This window comes from Pseudomonas ceruminis, from assembly GCF_021602025.1.
GTDB classification, from domain to species: Bacteria; Pseudomonadota; Gammaproteobacteria; order Pseudomonadales; family Pseudomonadaceae; genus Aquipseudomonas; species Aquipseudomonas ceruminis.
The window spans coordinates 1-18,844 of the sequence record NZ_BQHW01000017.1; the positions used below are offsets into that span (position 1 = coordinate 1).

General features: G+C 61.2%; 17 protein-coding genes. 14 read left to right on the forward strand and 3 right to left on the reverse strand.

Features of this window, described 5'->3' with window-relative positions; genetic code table 11:
* Positions 1-224 precede the first annotated feature (224 nt).
* Positions 225-1,445: a CaiB/BaiF CoA transferase family protein gene (locus L6D80_RS18670; RefSeq protein ID WP_054902165.1), complete on the reverse strand. Its 1,221-nt coding sequence runs from the start codon at positions 1,443-1,445 to the stop codon at positions 225-227.
* A 14-nt stretch (positions 1,446-1,459) separates the two neighbouring features.
* Entirely contained in the window at positions 1,460-2,641 is a 1,182-nt protein-coding gene (locus L6D80_RS18675; protein WP_054902166.1) for an acyl-CoA dehydrogenase, read from the reverse strand.
* A gap of 162 nt (positions 2,642-2,803) precedes the next feature.
* Between L6D80_RS18675 and L6D80_RS18680 the strand changes: the two genes are divergently transcribed.
* The 10 genes from L6D80_RS18680 to L6D80_RS18725 all read left to right on the forward strand — a co-directional run bounded on the left by L6D80_RS18680 (position 2,804) and on the right by L6D80_RS18725 (position 12,643).
* The gene (locus tag L6D80_RS18680) at positions 2,804-3,721 is read left to right on the forward strand and encodes a LysR family transcriptional regulator (RefSeq protein ID WP_054902167.1); all 918 of its coding nucleotides are present in this window, start codon (positions 2,804-2,806) and stop codon (positions 3,719-3,721) included.
* A gap of 419 nt (positions 3,722-4,140) precedes the next feature.
* Positions 4,141-5,262, forward strand: coding sequence for a Re/Si-specific NAD(P)(+) transhydrogenase subunit alpha (locus tag L6D80_RS18685; protein ID WP_054902168.1), 1,122 nt, complete (start codon positions 4,141-4,143; stop codon positions 5,260-5,262).
* 11 nt (positions 5,263-5,273) lie between these two features.
* The gene (locus L6D80_RS18690) at positions 5,274-5,588 is read left to right on the forward strand and encodes an NAD(P) transhydrogenase subunit alpha part 2 (RefSeq protein ID WP_003256966.1); all 315 of its coding nucleotides are present in this window, start codon (positions 5,274-5,276) and stop codon (positions 5,586-5,588) included.
* 2 nt (positions 5,589-5,590) lie between these two features.
* Positions 5,591-7,027, forward strand: coding sequence for an NAD(P)(+) transhydrogenase (Re/Si-specific) subunit beta (locus tag L6D80_RS18695; RefSeq protein ID WP_054902169.1), 1,437 nt, complete (start codon positions 5,591-5,593; stop codon positions 7,025-7,027).
* Between the two features lie 191 nt (positions 7,028-7,218).
* Complete coding sequence (locus tag L6D80_RS18700) at positions 7,219-8,712, forward strand: acetyl-CoA hydrolase/transferase family protein (protein WP_054902170.1); 1,494 nt, start codon at positions 7,219-7,221, stop codon at positions 8,710-8,712.
* A 389-nt stretch (positions 8,713-9,101) separates the two neighbouring features.
* Entirely contained in the window at positions 9,102-9,317 is a 216-nt protein-coding gene (locus L6D80_RS18705) for a DUF1127 domain-containing protein (RefSeq protein WP_023378057.1), read from the forward strand.
* A gap of 304 nt (positions 9,318-9,621) precedes the next feature.
* Positions 9,622-9,939, forward strand: coding sequence for a DUF2388 domain-containing protein (locus L6D80_RS18710; protein WP_054902171.1), 318 nt, complete (start codon positions 9,622-9,624; stop codon positions 9,937-9,939).
* 89 nt (positions 9,940-10,028) lie between these two features.
* Positions 10,029-10,331 carry a DUF2388 domain-containing protein gene (locus tag L6D80_RS18715; protein ID WP_054902172.1) on the forward strand — a complete coding sequence of 101 codons (303 nt, stop codon included), beginning with the start codon at positions 10,029-10,031 and terminating at the stop codon, positions 10,329-10,331.
* Between the two features lie 36 nt (positions 10,332-10,367).
* Positions 10,368-10,688 (forward strand): DUF2388 domain-containing protein, encoded by a 321-nt coding sequence (locus L6D80_RS18720; protein ID WP_176514662.1) that lies wholly within the window; start codon positions 10,368-10,370, stop codon positions 10,686-10,688.
* Positions 10,685-12,643 (forward strand): DUF7844 domain-containing protein, encoded by a 1,959-nt coding sequence (locus tag L6D80_RS18725; RefSeq protein ID WP_054902173.1) that lies wholly within the window; start codon positions 10,685-10,687, stop codon positions 12,641-12,643. Before L6D80_RS18720 ends, L6D80_RS18725 begins: the two co-directional genes overlap by 4 nt.
* 38 nt (positions 12,644-12,681) lie before the next feature.
* Here L6D80_RS18725 and L6D80_RS18730 read toward each other — a convergent pair whose 3' ends face one another.
* Positions 12,682-13,083 carry a GFA family protein gene (locus L6D80_RS18730; RefSeq protein WP_054902174.1) on the reverse strand — a complete coding sequence of 134 codons (402 nt, stop codon included), beginning with the start codon at positions 13,081-13,083 and terminating at the stop codon, positions 12,682-12,684.
* A gap of 268 nt (positions 13,084-13,351) precedes the next feature.
* Between L6D80_RS18730 and L6D80_RS18735 the strand changes: the two genes are divergently transcribed.
* From L6D80_RS18735 to L6D80_RS18750, 4 genes are all read left to right on the forward strand, one after another.
* Positions 13,352-14,659, forward strand: a complete 1,308-nt coding sequence (locus L6D80_RS18735; RefSeq protein WP_054902175.1) for a CitMHS family transporter — start codon at positions 13,352-13,354, stop codon at positions 14,657-14,659.
* A 68-nt stretch (positions 14,660-14,727) separates the two neighbouring features.
* On the forward strand, positions 14,728-15,498 hold the full coding sequence (locus tag L6D80_RS18740) for a TerC family protein (protein ID WP_054902176.1): 771 nt from the start codon (positions 14,728-14,730) through the stop codon (positions 15,496-15,498).
* 230 nt (positions 15,499-15,728) lie between these two features.
* On the forward strand, positions 15,729-17,387 hold the full coding sequence (locus L6D80_RS18745) for a Na/Pi cotransporter family protein (RefSeq protein ID WP_054902177.1): 1,659 nt from the start codon (positions 15,729-15,731) through the stop codon (positions 17,385-17,387).
* A 30-nt stretch (positions 17,388-17,417) separates the two neighbouring features.
* Positions 17,418-18,824 (forward strand): M16 family metallopeptidase, encoded by a 1,407-nt coding sequence (locus L6D80_RS18750; protein WP_054902178.1) that lies wholly within the window; start codon positions 17,418-17,420, stop codon positions 18,822-18,824.
* The last annotated feature ends 20 nt before the right edge of the window (positions 18,825-18,844 follow it).

Below are 18,844 nucleotides of genomic sequence, written 5' to 3' on the forward strand. Positions count from 1 at the left end.
TTCAACCGCTATCGATCAGACGACCGAAGCATTTCCAGTACTACCTGGATCGATTAACTCATTGAATCTCAAGGAGTTTCTCGTTCCGACTACGCTGGAAGTGGGGCGCATTATAAGGGGATTCGAAACCCCGTCAACCTTTAAATTCAATAACTTGCAAAATCGCCAAGCGCAAAGCGGGGAGGCCTGTCGGCCTCCCCGCTTTGCAAGCACTCCCTATGACGTCACAGCACACCAGCGGCGCGTAAACGCCCGACATCCTCAGCACCCAACCCCAGCACGTCCGCCAGGACAGCCTCGGTATGCTCACCGAGCAGCGGGGGCGCACGCCGGTACTCCACCGGTGTCTCTGATAGCCGTATAGGGCTAGCCACCTGAGGCACCTGCCCACCCAGCGCATGGGGAATACTGACTGCAAGGCCACGCGCCAGCACCTGCGGGTCCTGGAACATCTGCGCCAGGTCATTGATCGGCCCACAGGGCACACCCGCAGCCTCCAGCTGCTTGACCCATTCCGCCGTAGTCTTGAACACCGTAGCCTGACGGATCAACGGAATCAGCTCGCTACGGTTGGCCACTCGCTGCTTGTTGGTTGCAAAACGTGGGTCGTCCGCCCACTGCGGCTGCCCCGCCACTTCGGCAAACTTGCGGAACTGGCCATCGTTACCCACGGTAAGGATGAAATCGCCATCGGCCGTCGGGAAGTCCTGATAAGGCACAATATTAGGATGTGCATTACCCAGGCGCCGAGGCGGGTTGCCCGTGGTCAGGTAATTCATTGCCTGGTTAGCCAGGCACGCCACCTGCACATCGAGCAGCGCCATATCGATATGCTGTCCCACACCGGCCTGGTCACGATGGGCGAGGGCGGCCAGGATCGCTACGGTCGAGTACAACCCCGTCAGGATGTCGGTGAGCGCAACGCCCACCTTCATCGGCCCTGCACCTTCTTCACCGTCAGGGCGCCCAGTCAGGCTCATCAGCCCACCCAGCCCTTGAATCATGAAGTCATAGCCCGCGCGCTTGGCATAAGGCCCGGTCTGCCCGAAGCCCGTGATCGAGCAATAGATGAGCGTGGGGTTGAGCGCTTTCAGGCTCGGATAGTCCAACCCATAGGCTGCCAGCCCGCCCACCTTGAAGTTTTCGATGACGATGTCCGACTTGGCAGCCAGTTCGCGTACGAGGCGCTGCCCTTGTGGCTGAGTGAAGTCGATGGTCACCGAGCGCTTGTTGCGGTTGGCCGACAAATAGTAAGCCGCCTCGCTGGTGTTCTCGCCTTGCGTATCCTTAAGGAAGGGCGGCCCCCATGAGCGCGTATCGTCGCCACTGCCGGGCCGCTCGACCTTGATCACGTCCGCCCCCAGGTCCGCCAGTATCTGACCAGACCATGGCCCAGCCAGTACACGGGAAAGGTCCAACACCCGCAGATGAGATAGCGCGCCCATGGACAGGCTCCTTATCAGTAGAAGGCCTGGATGCCGGTTTGCGCACGCCCCAGTATCAGCGCATGCACATCATGGGTACCTTCATAGGTGTTCACCACTTCAAGGTTGACCAAGTGGCGCGCCACGCCAAACTCGTCGGAGATGCCATTGCCCCCGAGCATGTCACGGGCCATGCGTGCGATGTCCAGCGCCTTTCCGCAGGAGTTGCGCTTCATGATCGAAGTGATCTCCACTGCAGCGGTGCCTTCATCCTTCATACGGCCCAAGCGCAGGCAGCCTTGCAGGGCGAGGGTGATTTCAGTCTGCATGTCGGCCAGCTTTTTCTGAATCAGCTGATTGGCTGCCAGCGGGCGGCCAAATTGCTGACGGTCCAGAGTGTACTGACGAGCGGTGTGCCAGCAGGCTTCAGCCGCACCCAAGGCGCCCCAAGAGATGCCATAGCGGGCCGAGTTGAGGCAGGTGAACGGGCCTTTAAGGCCGCGCACATCAGGGAAGATGTTCTCTTGCGGCACAAACACGTTGTCCATGACGATTTCACCGGTGATCGATGCACGCAGGCCAACCTTGCCGTGAATCGCCGGCGCGCTCAGGCCTTCCCAGCCTTTTTCAAGAACAAAGCCGCGGATATCGCCAGCATCATCCTTGGCCCAGACCACGAAGACGTCGGCAATCGGGCTATTGGTGATCCACATCTTGCTGCCATTCAGGCGGTAGCCACCGTCGACCTTTTTCGCGCGGGTGATCATCGAACCCGGATCGGAGCCATGGTTAGGCTCGGTCAGGCCGAAGCAGCCGATCCACTCGCCGCTGGCCAGCTTGGGCAGGTACTTCTGCTTCTGTGCTTCGGTGCCGAATTCGTTGATCGGCACCATCACCAGCGAAGACTGCACACTCATCATCGAGCGGTAGCCGGAGTCGATACGCTCGACCTCACGGGCGATCAGGCCATAACACACATAGTTCAACCCACTGCCGCCGTACTGCTCGGGGATGGTCGCGCCCAGCAGGCCAACCTCACCCATTTCGCGAAAAATCGACGGATCGGTCTGCTCATGGCGGAAAGCCTCCAGTACCCGCGGCGCCAGCTTGTCCTGGGCGAACTGATAAGCGCTGTCACGCACCATGCGCTCTTCTTCAGTGAGCTGCTGATCAAGCAGCAGCGGGTCGATCCAGTTGAAGCTTGCTTTACCGGCCATGAGCAAAATCCTCGGAAATTGGGAGCAGATTCTTGTGCCATTGATCCTAGGCTTGATCGGCAGCGGGGACAAACGAGGATTGCGCACGCACTAGTGATGATTTATCACTTCGTGATACACCAGAACGCCCTGTTAACAGCCATACGAGTGAGGTTGACGTACATGCGCCGCAAGATCCCCAGCACCACCGCCCTGGTCTGTTTCGAAGCGGCTGCGCGCCACGAGAGCTTTACCAAGGCCGCCCAGGAGCTTGCACTGACCCAGGGTGCCGTCTGTCGACAGATCGGCAGCCTTGAAACGTTCCTCAACGTGGAACTGTTCCGCCGCTCGCGGCGCGGCGTGAAGCTGACCGAAGCGGGGTTGTCCTACAGCCGCCAGGTCGCCACGCAGCTCGATGCGGTGGAACGTGACACCTTGTCGGTGATGCGCCAGCAGGGCGCCAACGTGATCGAACTTGCCGTAGTCCCCACCTTCGGCACCCAGTGGCTGCTACCGCGGCTAAAGGATTTTCAGCACCGCCACCCGGAGGTCACCGTCAACCTGACCAACCGCACCCGCCCGTTCCTGTTCGCCGACACGCCCTTCGACGCCGCCATCTATTTCGGTGATGCCGACTGGTCGGGCACTCACTCTCATCGCCTGATGGGCGAAAACCCCATGCCCGTCTGCAGCCCGGCCTTGCTGAGCGGGCAGGGCCTGCTTGATGCGCAACGCATTGCCAACCTCCCGCTGCTGCAACAGACCACTCGGCCCTACGCTTGGCGCCAGTGGTTCAACGGCCTCGGGATGACCATCGCCGGCGACATGACAGGCCCGCGCTATGAACTGTTTTCCATGCTCGCCCAAGCCGCCATGCATGAGATGGGTGTTGCGCTGATCCCGCCGTTCCTGATCCAGCGCGAACTGGAGGAGGGCAGGCTGGTGGTCGCTAACAGGCACGCACTGTCCAGCACCAAGGCCTATTATCTGATGATCCCGGAGCGCAAAGTGGAGTCCGCCTCGCTGCGCGCGTTCCGTGACTGGCTACTGGCCCAGTCACAGCTGTATATCGCCGCTCACAAGGGCGAAGCGCCTGCCTGACTTTTGTAGTCAATTATTTTAAACACCTACAGATATATTTTTTTGTCGCCTTTAAGACAACTGTTCGGGTTAAACGAAAAACCACTTTCAGCCCGGTGAACACGCGGGCTTCAGAGGCTTTTACGACCACGAACAGCCATTCTGCGAAATCATCGCAAAAAAATTCCAAATCTCCCCTAATCTGCCAATAGCCCATGCTTGATGGGCTGCGAGCCAATTGTTGCGACATACGGTCACAGGGTGACTTGTAGTTTTAACTTCGTTTCGCTCCAGAACCGGTTGAAGCCCTTTGGGTTCGTCTGCAAAATGCTCCGCCCGCCCAGGATTCGGCGGGCTGGCATTCAATAGCCAACCCCGCGCACCATCCGAAGTGCGCTGGCTTCTATAAAGACAAAAAGGTCACCGCAGGAGAAATAGTCGTGCACATTGGTGTTCCTCTCGAGACGCAGACCGGTGAGACAAGGGTCGCTGCGACCCCGGAAACGATCAAGAAACTGATTGCCCAAGGCCATCAGGTCACGGTCCAACGGGGGGCGGGCCTCAATGCCAGCATTCCGGACAGTGCCTATGAGGCCGTGGGCGCTTCCCTGGGCGGTGCCGCAGATGCCTATGGCGCCCAGCTGGTCCTCAAGGTTGTCGCGCCCGACGACCTGGAACTGGCCCAGCTCAACAGCGGCAGCGTGCTGGTGGGCATGCTCAACCCCTTCAACAGCGAACTGATCGCCAAGATGGCAGCGCGCGGTATCACCGCCTTCGCCCTGGAGGCCGCACCTCGCACGTCGCGCGCCCAGAGCCTGGACGTGTTGTCGTCCCAAGCCAACATCGCCGGCTACAAGGCCGTGTTGCTGGCCGCCCATCACTACCCCCGTTTCATGCCCATGCTGATGACCGCCGCCGGCACCGTAAAGGCTGCCCGTGTGCTGATCCTGGGCGCAGGGGTTGCCGGCTTGCAGGCCATCGCCACGGCCAAACGCCTCGGCGCGGTCATCGAGGCGTCGGATGTACGCCCGGCAGTAAAGGAGCAGATCGAATCGCTGGGGGCCAAGTTCATCGATGTGCCCTACGAGAGCGACGAGGAGCGCGCCTGCGCCGAAGGTGTCGGCGGCTATGCACGGCCGATGCCGGCCAGCTGGATGCAACGCCAGGCCCAAGCGGTCCACGAACGCGCCAAACAGGCCGATATCGTCATCACTACCGCACTGATTCCCGGTCGCAAGGCACCGACGCTGCTCAGTGCCGAAACCGTGGCGCAGATGAAACCAGGCTCGGTGGTCATCGACCTGGCTGCCGCCCAAGGTGGTAACTGCCCGCTGACCGTCGCCGATCAGGTGGTCATGGAAAACGGCGTGACCATCGTCGGCCCGACCAATCTGCCCGCGCAGGTAGGTGCAGACGCCTCGGCCCTGTATGCCCGCAACCTGCTGGACTTCATGAAGCTGCTGTTCGACAAGGACGGCGCGCTGGTCATCAACCTCGAAGACGACATCGTCGCGGCCTGCCTCATGTGCCGCGACGGTCAGATCGTCCGCAAGAACGGCTAAGGAGCACGACAATGGAAGACATGCTGATTTCCCATGGCATCTACAACCTGATCATCTTCGTGCTGGCCATCTATGTGGGCTATCACGTGGTGTGGAACGTCACGCCGGCACTGCACACACCGTTAATGGCGGTCACCAACGCCATTTCGGCGATTGTCATCGTCGGTGCCATGCTGGCAGCCGCCCTGACCGTGACCCCTGCGGGCAAGTTGATGGGTACTCTGGCAGTGGCCCTGGCCGCAGTGAACGTATTCGGTGGCTTCCTGGTCACCCGGCGCATGCTTGAGATGTTCAAGAAGAAAACCAAGAACGAGGCGCAGAAGTAAGCATGAGCATGAATCTGGTAACGCTTCTCTACCTCGTCGCCTCGGTCTGCTTCATCCAGGCACTCAAGGGCCTGTCGCACCCGACCACCTCCCGGCGCGGTAACCTGTTCGGCATGATCGGCATGGGGATCGCCATCCTCACGACGGTGGGCCTCATCTATAAGTTGGGTGCAGAGCTGGCGACCGCCGGCATCGGCTACGTCATCGTCGGCCTGCTGATCGGCGGCTGCGCCGGTTCGATCATGGCCAAACGCGTGGAGATGACCAAGATGCCGGAGCTGGTCGCCTTCATGCACAGCATGATTGGCCTGGCGGCAGTGTTCATCGCCATCGCCGCAGTGCTCGAACCGCAGTCCATGGGCATCGTTGCCGTCATCAGCGACCCAATCCCCGCCGGCAACCGCCTGGAGCTGTTCCTCGGTGCAGCCATTGGTGCAATCACCTTTTCCGGCTCTGTGATCGCCTTCGGCAAGCTGTCGGGCAAGTACAAGTTCCGCCTGTTCCAGGGAGCACCCGTACAGTTCACCGGCCAGCACAAGCTGAACCTGATCCTGGGCCTGACCACCCTCGCGCTGGGCCTGCTGTTCACCTTCACCGGCCACTACAGCGCCTTCACCCTGATGCTGGTCCTGGCTTTCATCATGGGTGTGCTGATCATTATCCCGATCGGGGGCGCCGACATGCCGGTCGTCGTGTCGATGCTCAATAGCTACTCGGGCTGGGCGGCGGCCGGGATCGGCTTCTCGCTGAACAACTCGATGCTGATCATCGCCGGCTCGCTGGTAGGCTCCAGCGGTGCGATCCTTTCGTACATCATGTGCAAGGCGATGAACCGTTCGTTCTTCAACGTCATCCTTGGCGGTTTCGGCGCCGATGCCGACGCAGGCGCCACTACAGGTGCGAAGGAGCAGCGCCCGGTGAAGTCCGGTTCCGCTGACGACGCCACCTTCCTACTGAGCAATGCCGACAGCGTGATTATCGTTCCAGGTTACGGCCTGGCCGTCGCACGCGCCCAGCACGCGCTCAAGGAGCTGACCGAGAAACTGACCCACAACGGTGTCACGGTGAAGTATGCGATCCACCCGGTGGCAGGGCGCATGCCTGGACACATGAACGTGCTGCTGGCCGAGGCTGAAGTGCCTTACGACCAGGTGTTCGAGATGGAAGACATCAACGCCGAGTTCGGCCAGGCCGACGTCGTGCTGGTGCTGGGCGCCAACGACGTGGTCAACCCGGCAGCGAAGAACGATCCAAAGTCGCCGATCGCTGGCATGCCCATCCTCGAGGCGTACAAGGCCAAGACCATCATCGTCAACAAGCGCTCCATGGCCAGCGGCTACGCCGGCCTGGATAACGAACTGTTCTACCTGGACAAGACCATGATGGTGTTCGGCGACGCGAAGAAAGTCATCGAAGACATGGTCAAGGCCGTCGAGTAACGCTCTCGCCTCGAACGCTGCACGCGATAAGAAGGCCCCGGTGAGTATTTTCCGGGGCTTTTTTTCATTTTGGCTGATCCAGATCAACGGCTCTATTTCAGGGCTTCTCATACGACCATGGTCGTGGGACGGCGCCGGGCGAAATCTCTAGACTGCGCTGCAGTAGCTTCAGTAGCCCGAGATAACAATCCATGTACCGTGATCGTATCCGCTTGTCCTCCCTGCACAGCAAGGTAATGAGTGCGGCTGATGCCGCTGGTTTGATCGAGGACGGCATGACCGTCGGCATGAGCGGTTTCACCCGCGCCGGCGAAGCCAAGGCTGTGCCGCATGCGCTGGCCGAACGCGCCAAGCAGTCGCCACTGAAAATCAGCCTGATGACCGGCGCCAGCCTGGGCAACGACCTCGACAAGCAGCTGACCGAAGCCGGCGTGCTGGCCCGTCGCATGCCGTTCCAGGTCGACAGCACATTGCGCAAGGCCATCAATGACGGCCAGGTCATGTTCATCGACCAGCACCTTTCGGAAACCGTCGAGCAACTGCGCAACCAGCAGCTGAAACTGCCGGACATCGCGGTCATCGAAGCCGTCGCCATCACCGAAGAAGGCCACATCGTGCCCACCACCTCGGTAGGTAACTCGGCCAGCTTCGCGATTTTCGCCAAACAAGTGATCGTCGAGATCAACCTGTCGCACAACGCCAACCTCGAAGGCCTGCACGACATCTATATCCCGACCTACCGTCCGACCCGTACCCCGATTCCGTTGGTGAAGGTCGATGATCGCATCGGCAGCACTGCCATCCCAATCGACCCGGCCAAGATCGTCGGTATCGTCATCAGCGACCAGCCAGACTCGCCGTCCACCGTTTTGCCGCCCGATGAAGAAACCCAGGCCATCGCCGACCACCTGATCAACTTCCTCAAGAACGAAGTCGACGCTGGCCGCATGACCAACAAGCTCGGCCCACTGCAGGCGGGTATCGGTAGCATCGCCAACGCGGTGATGTGTGGCCTGATCGAGTCGCCGTTCGAAGACCTGACCATGTACTCCGAAGTACTGCAGGACTCGACCTTCGACCTGATCGACGCTGGCAAGCTGAGCTTCGCCTCGGGCAGCTCGATCACCCTGTCGACTCGCCGCAACGCTGACGTGTTCGGCAACCTGGAGCGCTACAAGGACAAGCTGGTGCTGCGCCCGCAGGAGATCTCCAACCACCCTGAAGTCGTGCGCCGCCTGGGTATTATCGGCATCAACACCGCGCTGGAGTTCGACATTTATGGCAACGTCAACTCCACCCACGTTTGTGGCACCCGGATGATGAACGGCATCGGTGGCTCCGGCGACTTCGCCCGCAACGCCCACCTGGCGGTATTCGTTACCAAGTCGATCGCCAAGGGCGGCGCGATTTCCAGCGTGGTGCCGATGGTCAGCCACGTCGACCACACCGAGCACGACGTCGACATTCTGGTAACCGAGCAAGGCCTGGCCGACCTCCGCGGCCTGGCGCCTCGCGAGCGGGCTCGTGCGATCATCGACAACTGCGTGCATCCGGACTACCGCGCCGCGTTGAACGACTATTTCGATCGCGCCTGCCAACGCGGTGGCCACACCCCACACATTCTGCGTGAAGCGCTGAGCTGGCATGAGAACCTGGAAGAATCTGGGCGCATGCTCGCTAGCTGATCGGTTGTAATTACGACCTGGTCGTGACGGGGCTGCACCACCCGCCCCAGCCATCCCAAGGGCCGCTGTGCGGCCCTTTTTGCGTTGAAGAGCGGTGCTGCAACCGCGTGCCGTAGCAGTGACCTCACCAACTCGAAAATAACTGTACTACTGTACTGGTTATTTCGCTGACCTCTCTTTACTCCCGCGGCCATATAACGGAAAAATGCACCATAATCGTGCGCACCAGTACAGTTGCGCCAGTTTCGAGTGCAACAGTACGGTTAAACAGTTAACTGGCCTATCGCATTACTGTTGAACTGTATCTACTGTTATGGACAACAGAGGAGGATCATTGGCATCAGTTAAATCACTACCTAATCCCGCCACAAGCGGAAGGATGAAGCATCATGGAACGTACCCTCAGTTCCGGTCTGGTTTTCGAAAACAACGCACAGCAATCTAACGCTTCGCTGCCGCTGCGCGCGCTCTCCACCCTGCTGCTGTGGCAGCGTCGCATGGCCAGCCGCCGTCAACTGGCTCGCCTGGACGCCCGCCTGCTGGCCGACGCCGGTATCAGCGAATCGCAGCGTTACGAAGAGCTGAGCAAGCCGTTCTGGCGCTAAGCATCGGTTGCCGGCTTAGTCCGGCACCGCGAATTCCAAACCCGTTGCAGGTAACTGCAGCGGGTTTTTTATTGCCTGGGCCGCGCGCTAGAGCGGTTGATGCACCGACAGGTACAGTTTTGAATACTTCATTAATAGCCGACACAGTTTGTTTGCGCGCCATCCATTAACCTCCGCAAATACCGCCGCGTGATACGCTTGGCTTAACAGTCTGGTAGAAACCATCTGTTCAAAAGTACCGCGACGAACCCTGTGAGCGTCCGATAAGCAGACCCACCCGACCCTTTTCCAGGAGTCCACGACCATGTTCCGTAATCACCTGATTGGCGCCGCCCTGCTGCTCGGCCTGGCCAGCGCTGCCAACGCCAGCAGCTTCGTCGTCACCACCGATGCCGTGGTACGTGCCGTTGCCGCTACCACCGACGCCACTTCCGACCTGTCCTCATCGTTCCGTGATGACAAGATCGTCCAAGCGGCACGCGACGACGCCGCCAGCTACGTTGGCAGCCAGGGCGCGATTCGCGGCGCCAAGCTGGAAAGCGCCTTCCTGCACATCCGTTCAAGCATGCCAGCACTGCAAGCCAGCGATGCACAGTTGGCCCAAGCCATCCTGGCGCTTTGATTCCGCGCCATGCGCAGCAAGGGCCTTGGCCGTTGTCTGCGCAACTGCTGTAGCCTGCACCCATCACGATTCCAGCCGTAAGAAAGCCCATGCGTTATCTGTTGCCGTTGTTTTTCACCGCCATGGCGATGCCGTTGGCGATCGCCCGCGCCCAGGCCATGGACACCACTACGCAAAGCCTGGTCATCACAGGCTACGTAACCAGCCAGGTCACTACCGCCCCGTTCGACCGCAAGCTGGTCAGGCAAGCACGCGACGATGCCGCTGCATTTGTCGCAAGCGATGGCATGATCCGCGGTGCACGCCTGGAAGCCGCGCTGGATGCGCTGCGGCACAACTGTCACCACTCTGTCGGCGACCTTGAACTGGCAGAGGCAATTCTCGTCCAATAACCACATTTGACTCCCTGTATGCTCCGGAGATGCTCCATGCGTAAACCGCTGATCGCCGCTACCCTCGGCATGTTGCTGCTGGCCGACCTGGCCCAGGCACAGACTCTGGTGGCCACCAGCAACATCATCGTGCGTGCCTTTGGCCGCTCGATCGACTTCACGTCCGACACCACCACGTCGATCCGCGATTCCAAGGTCGTGCGTGAGGCCCATGACGATGCCGCCAGCTTCGTCGCCAGTAACGGCGATATCCGTGGCGCCCAGCTCGAAGCTGCGTTCAATACCCTGCGTGAGCGCGTACCCGAAGCGCGCAGCGCCAGCGACCAGGTGCTGGCCGAAGCCATTCTCGCGCTGTGAACCGTGTGCGTGCCTGGCTGCTCGGCTGCGCCCTGACGCTGCTCGGCACGCCCGCCATGGCCGACCTGCAGCTCACGCTGCAGGCGTCCGGCCTGGAACCACAACAGGTCCAAGCCACCCAGGCCTTGCTGGACGAGGCGCTGAACAAGCTCCCTCCACGTTTCAAGCAGCAGCTTGACCGGCGCATTCTGGTCAGCTGGAGCGACAACATGCCGGCCGATGCCTATGGCCAGGCATCTGTGGTTTCGACCTTGGAGCTCAACCGTCGTCTGCTGCCCAGCCTGGCAGACGGCAGCGCTGCGCATGAGGCCACCCAGCGGCCCCATGGCACGGTGCGCCTAGAGCTGCTAGCCACCGTGCTGCATGAGCTCACCCATATCTACGACCGCGCTCGCCTCTGGCCCAGCGCGGAGCGCTCCCTGATCGCCCGTTGCAAGCGCCAGCAAGGATCGCTCGGCAAGGTCGGCCTGCCGGAAGACTGCCGCGGCCAGGCCGAACGGCGCTTCACCCTCAGCGATGACCCACGCCTGCTCGACCTGGCCGGCTGGCAGCAATACGTCGGCCGTCGCGGCGAGCGCGAACAGCACAACGGCCAGTTCGTGCGCAGCCCCGACAGCTACGAGCTGAGCAGCCCCAAGGAGTTCATCGCGGTCAACATGGAGTACTTCCTCCTCGACCCGAGCTATGGCTGCCGCCGCCCGGCCCTCAACCAGTACCTGCGCGACCACTTCGGCTGGGCGCCCCAACAGAACAACTGCGCCAAAGGCCTGCCATTTCTCAACGCTGGCAGCGATTTCGCCCGCCAACCGCTGGGTGAGATCGACCCGGAACGGGTCTATGAGGTGGATTACCTGCTGGCCGAAGCCAATCAGAACTGGGTCAGCCGCTGGGGCCACAGCATGCTGCGCCTGGTGATCTGCAAGCCTGGGCGGCCACGCGGGCCGGATTGCCGCCTGGACCTCGACCAGCACCTGGTGCTGTCGTATCGGGCATTCGTCAATGACGTGCAGCTTTCGAGCTGGGATGGCCTGGTCGGCGCCTACCCGTCACGGTTGTTCGTATTGCCTCTTGGCCAGGTGATCGACGAGTACACCAAGACCGAATTGCGCAGCTTGGCCTCGATCCCTTTGAAGCTCACCCGCAGTGAGATCGAAAACCTGGTACGCCAGGCCGCCGAAATGCACTGGAGCTACGACGGCAACTACTACTTCCTGTCCAACAACTGCGCAGTGGAATCGCTGAAGTTGCTGCGCAGCGGCACCGCCAACCCACGCTTGAATGACCTCGACAGCATCATGCCCAACGGCTTGCTCGAAGTCCTCAAAGGCAGGGGGTTGGCCGATACCAGCGTGCTTGACGACCCACGTGAGGCACTGCGCCTGGGCTACCGGTTCGACTCCTATCGGGACCGCTACCAGGCCATGTTCGATGTATTGAAGAAACAGTTGCCAATCAAGCAAGACAAGGTCGAGGACTGGCTGGCCCTGGACGCCGAACAGCGCCGTGGCTGGTTCGCGCAAGCCGACCTGCGTACCAGTGCCGCCTTGCTTTTGCTCGAGCAGGCCAGCCTGCGTCGCCAGTTGCTGCTGGCCCAGGACGAGGTCAAACAGCGCTACCTGAATGCGGCTGCACTCAAGGATGGCAGTATCAACAAAGCCGACCAGACCCTGAAACAGATGCTCGCCAACAGTGGCTTCCTCAGCCGCCCGGCGGAGCTGCTGGATGCCAAGGGCTATGGGCTGCCGCAGCCGGATGAGCGCAAGCACCTGGAAAAGGTCAGCACTGAGCGCCAGGCCCAGTTGCTAAGGTTGAGCACCGACCTGGACAAAGAGGTGAGGGCGCTACTGGAGCCTTCCCGGGCCCGGGAAATTGCCGCAGTCGAGGCCAATGTGAAGCAGGTGGGGGAGCATCTGCGGGCGCTGCACAAGGCTGCGGGGGGCCTGCAACTGCCATAGAGCCCTTGCGGGTAGGGCTCTATGGGCATCACCAAAGGCTACAGTTTTTCTTCCACTTCCCCCGGCAAGTCTTCATCCAGGTGCAGCCAGGGCAAGCGGCTGCCGGTCCAGATATGCCGCTGCGCCCGCACCTGCTCAGGATGATCCAGTGTCGCCACCGTCACATCGATGCTGCCCGGGCTGTGCTCGGTCACCAACGCCACGTGTGCGCCACACTCGCCACAGAAATAGCGCTTGCAGGTGGCCGGCGCCATATAGCACTGCGGCCTGCCGGCCAGCCATCGGAAGCCTGAGCGGGGCAGGGTGAGCCAGGTGACCACCAGGCCGCCGCTGACCCGCCGACAAATAGAACAATGGCAATGGGCGATGTCTGTCAGATCGCCCTGCAATCGATACCGCAAGGCGCCACAGTGGCACCCACCTTCGGTTACATCCAGCATCACCTACCTCCTGTCGCCCATTTCTCAGCGAAAGCTGGCTGAAAGCTTGCCCTCATAGGATAGCGCTCACCACCGGCACAAGACCGGTTAGCCAGGGCACCCGGAGATTTCCATGCCCGGCCCAAATCAACAACAACAATGGTGATTCTGATGTTTTCCTGTGCCCGCCTTCTCGTAGTCCCCCTCCGCCTGCTCCCCGCGCAGCGCCCGACGCGCTGATCCGCCCGAATCGACATTCCTTTCGCCGCGCTACGCCTGGAGTATTGCCATGCTGACCTTCCTCGGCTTTGCCATGGTCATCACCTTCATGTACCTGATCATGACCAAGCGCCTGTCGGCCTTGATCGCGCTGATCCTGGTACCGATCCTGTTCGCCCTGTTCGGTGGTTTTTCCGCCAAGATCGGCCCGATGATGCTCGAGGGCATCAGCAAGCTTGCGCCCACCGGCGTGATGCTGATGTTCGCCATACTCTACTTCGCCCTGATGATCGACTCCGGCCTGTTCGACCCGGCCGTGCGCAAGATCCTCAAGCTGGTCAAGGGTGACCCACTCAAGGTCTCCGTGGGTACTGCCGTACTGGCCCTGGTGGTATCGCTCGACGGTGACGGCGCTACCACCTACATGATCTGCTGCGCCGCCATGCTGCCCCTGTACAGCCGCCTGGGCATGAGCCCACGAATCATGGCCGGGCTGATCATCCTTGCCGGCGGGGTAATGAACATGACGCCATGGGGCGGCCCGACTGCCCGTGCTGCCAGCGCCCTGCACGTGGACCCGTCGGACATCTTCGTACCGATGATCCCAGCCATGGTCTTCGGCGTGCTGGCGATCCTGGCCATCGCCTATCTGTACGGCAAGCGTGAGCGTGCCCGCCTGGGCGAGCTGCACCTGCCCACCGACGACATCGACCATAGCGAAATTACCGTATCGCAGTTCCCGGAAGCCCGTCGGCCCAAGCTCATCTACTTCAACGGCGCCCTGACCGCCGCCCTGATGGTGGCGCTGATTGCAGGCGTGCTACCGCTGCCGGTGCTGTTCATGATCGCGTTCAGTATCGCCATGATCGTCAACTACCCATGCCTGCAGCAGCAGAAGGACCGTATCGCCGCCCATGCCGGCAGCGTGTTGGCAGTGACCGGCCTGATCTTCGCCGCCGGTATCTTCACCGGCATCCTGTCAGGCACCGGCATGGTCGAGGCCATGTCCAAGAGCCTGCTGGCGGTCATCCCCGAAGCACTGGGCCCGTACCTGGCCGTCATTACTGCGATCGTGAGCATGCCGTTCACCTTCTTCATGTCCAACGATGCGTTCTACTACGGCGTGCTGCCGGTGCTGTCGGAAGCGGCCAGCCACTACGGTATCAGCCCGGTAGAAATGGCCCGTGCGTCGATCGTCGGGCAACCGGTACATCTGCTCAGCCCGCTGGTACCCTCGACCTACCTGCTGGTGGCCCTGGCAGGCATCGAATTCGGCGATCATCAGCGCTTCACCCTCAAGTGGGCAGTGCTGGTATGCCTGTGCATAATGTTCGCCGCGTTGCTGATGGGCATTTTCCCGCTGTTCAGTAGTCTCTAGTAAACCCGCATTACCCCACGCGATGCGCCTGTCCGGGCGCATCGCCATTATCGTTCGAAGGAATACACATGGAATGGCTGACCAGCCCGGAAATCTGGGTTGCCTTTTTTACCCTCACAGCGCTTGAGATCGTTCTCGGGATCGACAACATCATCATGATCTCGATCCTGGTCAGCCGCATGCCCAAGCACATGCAGCCACGCACCCGGATTTTCGGCCTGGCCCTGGCCATGGTCACCCGTATCATGCTGCTGCTGTCGATCACCTGGGTCATGCGCCTGACTGCCGACCTGTTCGTGGTGTTCGGCCAAGGCATCTCCGGCCGGGACCTGATCCTGTTCTTTGGCGGCCTGTTCCTACTGTGGAAAAGCTCCCAGGAAATCTACCACGGCCTGGAAGGCGAGGAGGAAAGCTCGGATGAGCCCAAGGGCGCAGGGGGCAAGTTCTTCTACACCATCATTCAGATCGCCATTATCGACATCGTGTTCTCCCTGGACTCGGTCATCACTGCTGTGGGCATGGTCTCGCACGTACCGGTGATGATCGCCGCGATCGTGGTGGCAGTGCTGGTGATGATGCTGTGCGCCGGTGCCATCAGTAACTTCATCGACAAGCATCCATCGCTGAAGATGCTCGCACTTTCGTTCCTGATCGTCGTGGGTACGGTGCTGATCGCTGAATCCTTCGACGTCCATGTTCCGAAGGGCTACGTGTACTTCGCCATGGCCTTCTCGCTGGCGGTGGAGGCCATCAACATCCGCATGCGTACCGCCCTGGCGCGCAAGGGAGGCAAGGACCACGATCCAGTGAAACTGCGCAAGGACATCCCAGGTCAATAAGACCGGGAGCGCTGAACCTAAAGGCCCTCAACCGGGCCTTTTTTTATGCGCAAGCTTTCATGACAGAAATATTTCAAATGTTTGCCGACCATGCCAAGCTGGCGCCAGGTCTGCAAAACAACTAAAGCTTGAGTGAGCACTGGGAAATATTGCCCACCCCCGGGCCAGGCTCACGGCTTCACCTGTTTGGCTCCGCTTTTGGAGCGACGATAAAAAAGGGGGGCTAGACCATGCTGACCCTGCTCAACCTGCTGTCCGCCGTGGCCTTGCTGGTGTGGGGCACGCACATCGTGCGTACCGGCATCCTGCGCGTATTTGGGTCCAACCTGCGACGGGTGCTCAGCCAGAACATGAACCGGCGGCCCCTGGCGTTCATCGCCGGCATCGTCGTGACCGCCGTCGTGCAGAGCAGTAACGCCACCGCCATGCTGGTCACCTCCTTCGTGGGCCAGGGCCTGATGGCCATGACCCCGGCCCTGGCGATCATGCTCGGCGCCGATGTCGGTACGGCATTGATGGCGCGGGTGCTGACCCTGGACCTGTCATGGCTTTCGCCGCTGCTGGTGTTTCTTGGCGTGATCTTCTTCCTGTCACGCAAGCAGACGCGTGCCGGCCAACTGGGCAGGGTGGCGATTGGCCTGGGGCTGATCATCCTGGCACTGGAGCTGATCGTGCAGGCCGCTGCGCCGATCACCCACGCCCAGGGAGTGAAGGTGCTGTTTGCCTCGCTGACGGGCGACATTCTGCTCGATGCCCTGGTTGGCGCACTGTTCGCCATGATCACCTATTCAAGCCTGGCCGCCGTACTGCTGACCGCCACGCTGGCCGGCGCAGAGGTCATCAGCCTGCCGGTGGCCATCGGCCTGGTGGTCGGCGCCAACATCGGCAGTGGGTTGCTGGCCTTCATCAGTACCAGCATGCAGAACGCCGCTGGCCGGCGCGTGGCCTTGGGCAGCCTGCTGTACAAGCTGATTGGCCTGGTGCTGATCATCCCGGTGCTACACCCCCTGGTGGCATGGATGGACTCGCTGAGTTTCAGCCCCCAGGAGCTGGTCATCGGCTTTCACCTGCTCTACAACACGCTGCGCTGCTTGATCATGCTCCCCACGGTCAACCCCATGGGTCGGCTGTGCAACCGCCTGCTGCCCGAGCGCGAAAACGGCAACGGCCAGATACGCCCCCGGCACCTCGACGTCTCGGCACTCACCACCCCCAGCCTGGCACTGGCCAATGCCGCGCGCGAGACATTGCGCCTGGGCGATATTGTCGACAGCCTGCTCGAAGCCATGCTCAACGCCCTGCGTGGCACCCAGACGGCCTTGCCACAGCAGGTGCGCGCCTTGGGTGAGGACGCCGACGCCTTGTACAGCGCGATCAAGCTGTACCTGGCGCAAATGCCCCGGGAGGACCTCAGCGACCAGGACAACCGACGCTGGGCCGAAATCATCGAACTGGCGATCAACCTCAAGCTGGCCTGCGACTTGGTCGAGCGCATGCTGCGCAAGGTGCAGCAGCAGAAGACCAGCCAGCGTCGGGAGTTCTCCCAAGTCGGCCTGGAAGAACTGACCGGCCTGCAGGAGCAGTTGCTGGCCAACCTGCGCCTGGGGCTGTCGGTATTTCTCAGCGCCGACCCGGAAAGCGCGCGCTTGCTGCTACGTGAAAAGCGACGCTTCCGCGCCCAGGAAAGGCGCCTGGCCCATGCCCATGTCAGCCGTCTGCAGCGCAAGGTGGTGCAGAGTATCGAAACGAGTTCACTGCACCTGGAACTGATTGCTGACATGAAACGTTTGAACTCTTTGTTCTGCAGCAGTGCCTATGTGGTACTAGGTGGCTCGGACACGGGCGGGCTGATGCTCGACAGCGTGCCGGACGAAGCTAACCTGTCCTGACCCCGCCTTCCTGGAGACTCGAGATCGCCCATGCGTCGCCTGATGTTCGTTTGCCTGCTGATCTGCAGCCTCCCTTCACTTGCCCTCGATCGCTCGCGGGTAGAGGGCTACCTGTTACCCAACGGCCTGCAGGTGATTCTCAAGTCCGGGTATGAACGGGATCATGTGGCGATCCGCCTGGTGGTAGGGGTAGGCCTGGACGACTTCGATTGCGAGCAGAAAGAACTGCCGCATCTGCTCGAGCACCTGTTGTTCAGCGGTATCGACGACAGCGGCGAGGGTGGCCTTGAGGAGCGCCTGCAGGCGTTGGGTGGTGAGTGGAATGCCTATACCAGCAGCGCCGACACCACCTTCGTCATCGAAGCCCCGGCGCGCAACCAACGCAAGGTACTCGACCTGTTACTGGCGGTGCTTCGCGATACCCGCATCGACGCCAAGGCCCTGGCCACCGCCAAGCGCATCATCGAACGCGAAGACGGTGGCCACTATGGCCACCTGCAACGCTGGCTCGACCGCCAGGACATCGGCCACCCTGCCAGCGACCAACTGGCCACCGAACTGGGCCTGAAATGCCCGGAGCGTTCCGACCTCGATGACATGACCCTGGCGCAGGTACAGAACCTGCGCGACCGTTGGTATGCCGCCAACAACATGACCCTAATCATGGTCGGTGGCCTCGACCGCCTCCTGCCGGCCTATCTGGAACGCACCTTTGGCGAATTGCCCGCCACCGAGCCGGAGGAGCGGCGCGATCTGGAAACCATCAGCCAGCAAGCAGAGCAGCGGCGTGACCTGACCCGCGGCTTTGTCGGTGACAGTGTCAAATTGCACTGGTTGTTCATCGAACCGGTGCTGGACAACGACCACCAGCAGACCCTCGACCTGCTCTCGCGCTATCTGGACTGGGCCCTGTACGACCAGCTGCGCCTGCGCAATGGCCTGTCGTACGGCCCTTCCGTACAGCGCGAAAGCTTCGGCGACAGCGGTATGCTCAGCCTCAATGCCGACCTTGAACGCGATGATGTCAACGCCGCCGTCAACCTGATGCAGCAGCTGTTCGACCACCTGCGCAAGCAAGGCCTGGATGCGGACACCTTCGCCCGCATCAAGGATGCCGCCGTCGCCAGGGAAAGCTGGACCACCCAGGGCAACAGCGCCTTGGCCGATTACTACTGGGGTGCGCTGAACGATTACAACAACGGACGCTTTGCCGACCCAGCGCGCAAGCTGCGCGAAGTGACCCTGGAGCAGGCCAACGATGCCCTGAAGGCGTTGCTCAAGGACGAGGGTTATCTGCGGATTGAAAAGCCGTTGTTGGGGTATGACGAACTGTACGGCCTGATTGCCTTGCTGCTTGGCGTGTTGCTGGCGGCAGGATTGCTGCGCAAGCGTCGGCAGACGCCTGAACGACCCAGCGGTGCTACACGGGAGCGGTAGTTCAGCGGTATCCTTTGGCC

Coding starts and splice junctions, on each gene's coding strand:
- L6D80_RS18670 (WP_054902165.1), bottom strand. CDS start 1,445: ATGGGCGCGCTATCTCATCTGCGGGTGTTGGACCTTTCCCGTGTACTG.
- L6D80_RS18675 (WP_054902166.1), bottom strand. CDS start 2,641: ATGGCCGGTAAAGCAAGCTTCAACTGGATCGACCCGCTGCTGCTTGAT.
- L6D80_RS18680 (WP_054902167.1), top strand. CDS start 2,804: ATGCGCCGCAAGATCCCCAGCACCACCGCCCTGGTCTGTTTCGAAGCG.
- L6D80_RS18690 (WP_003256966.1), top strand. CDS start 5,274: ATGGAAGACATGCTGATTTCCCATGGCATCTACAACCTGATCATCTTC.
- L6D80_RS18695 (WP_054902169.1), top strand. CDS start 5,591: ATGAGCATGAATCTGGTAACGCTTCTCTACCTCGTCGCCTCGGTCTGC.
- L6D80_RS18700 (WP_054902170.1), top strand. CDS start 7,219: ATGTACCGTGATCGTATCCGCTTGTCCTCCCTGCACAGCAAGGTAATG.
- L6D80_RS18705 (WP_023378057.1), top strand. CDS start 9,102: ATGGAACGTACCCTCAGTTCCGGTCTGGTTTTCGAAAACAACGCACAG.
- L6D80_RS18710 (WP_054902171.1), top strand. CDS start 9,622: ATGTTCCGTAATCACCTGATTGGCGCCGCCCTGCTGCTCGGCCTGGCC.
- L6D80_RS18715 (WP_054902172.1), top strand. CDS start 10,029: ATGCGTTATCTGTTGCCGTTGTTTTTCACCGCCATGGCGATGCCGTTG.
- L6D80_RS18720 (WP_176514662.1), top strand. CDS start 10,368: ATGCGTAAACCGCTGATCGCCGCTACCCTCGGCATGTTGCTGCTGGCC.
- L6D80_RS18730 (WP_054902174.1), bottom strand. CDS start 13,083: ATGCTGGATGTAACCGAAGGTGGGTGCCACTGTGGCGCCTTGCGGTAT.
- L6D80_RS18735 (WP_054902175.1), top strand. CDS start 13,352: ATGCTGACCTTCCTCGGCTTTGCCATGGTCATCACCTTCATGTACCTG.
- L6D80_RS18740 (WP_054902176.1), top strand. CDS start 14,728: ATGGAATGGCTGACCAGCCCGGAAATCTGGGTTGCCTTTTTTACCCTC.
- L6D80_RS18745 (WP_054902177.1), top strand. CDS start 15,729: ATGCTGACCCTGCTCAACCTGCTGTCCGCCGTGGCCTTGCTGGTGTGG.
- L6D80_RS18750 (WP_054902178.1), top strand. CDS start 17,418: ATGCGTCGCCTGATGTTCGTTTGCCTGCTGATCTGCAGCCTCCCTTCA.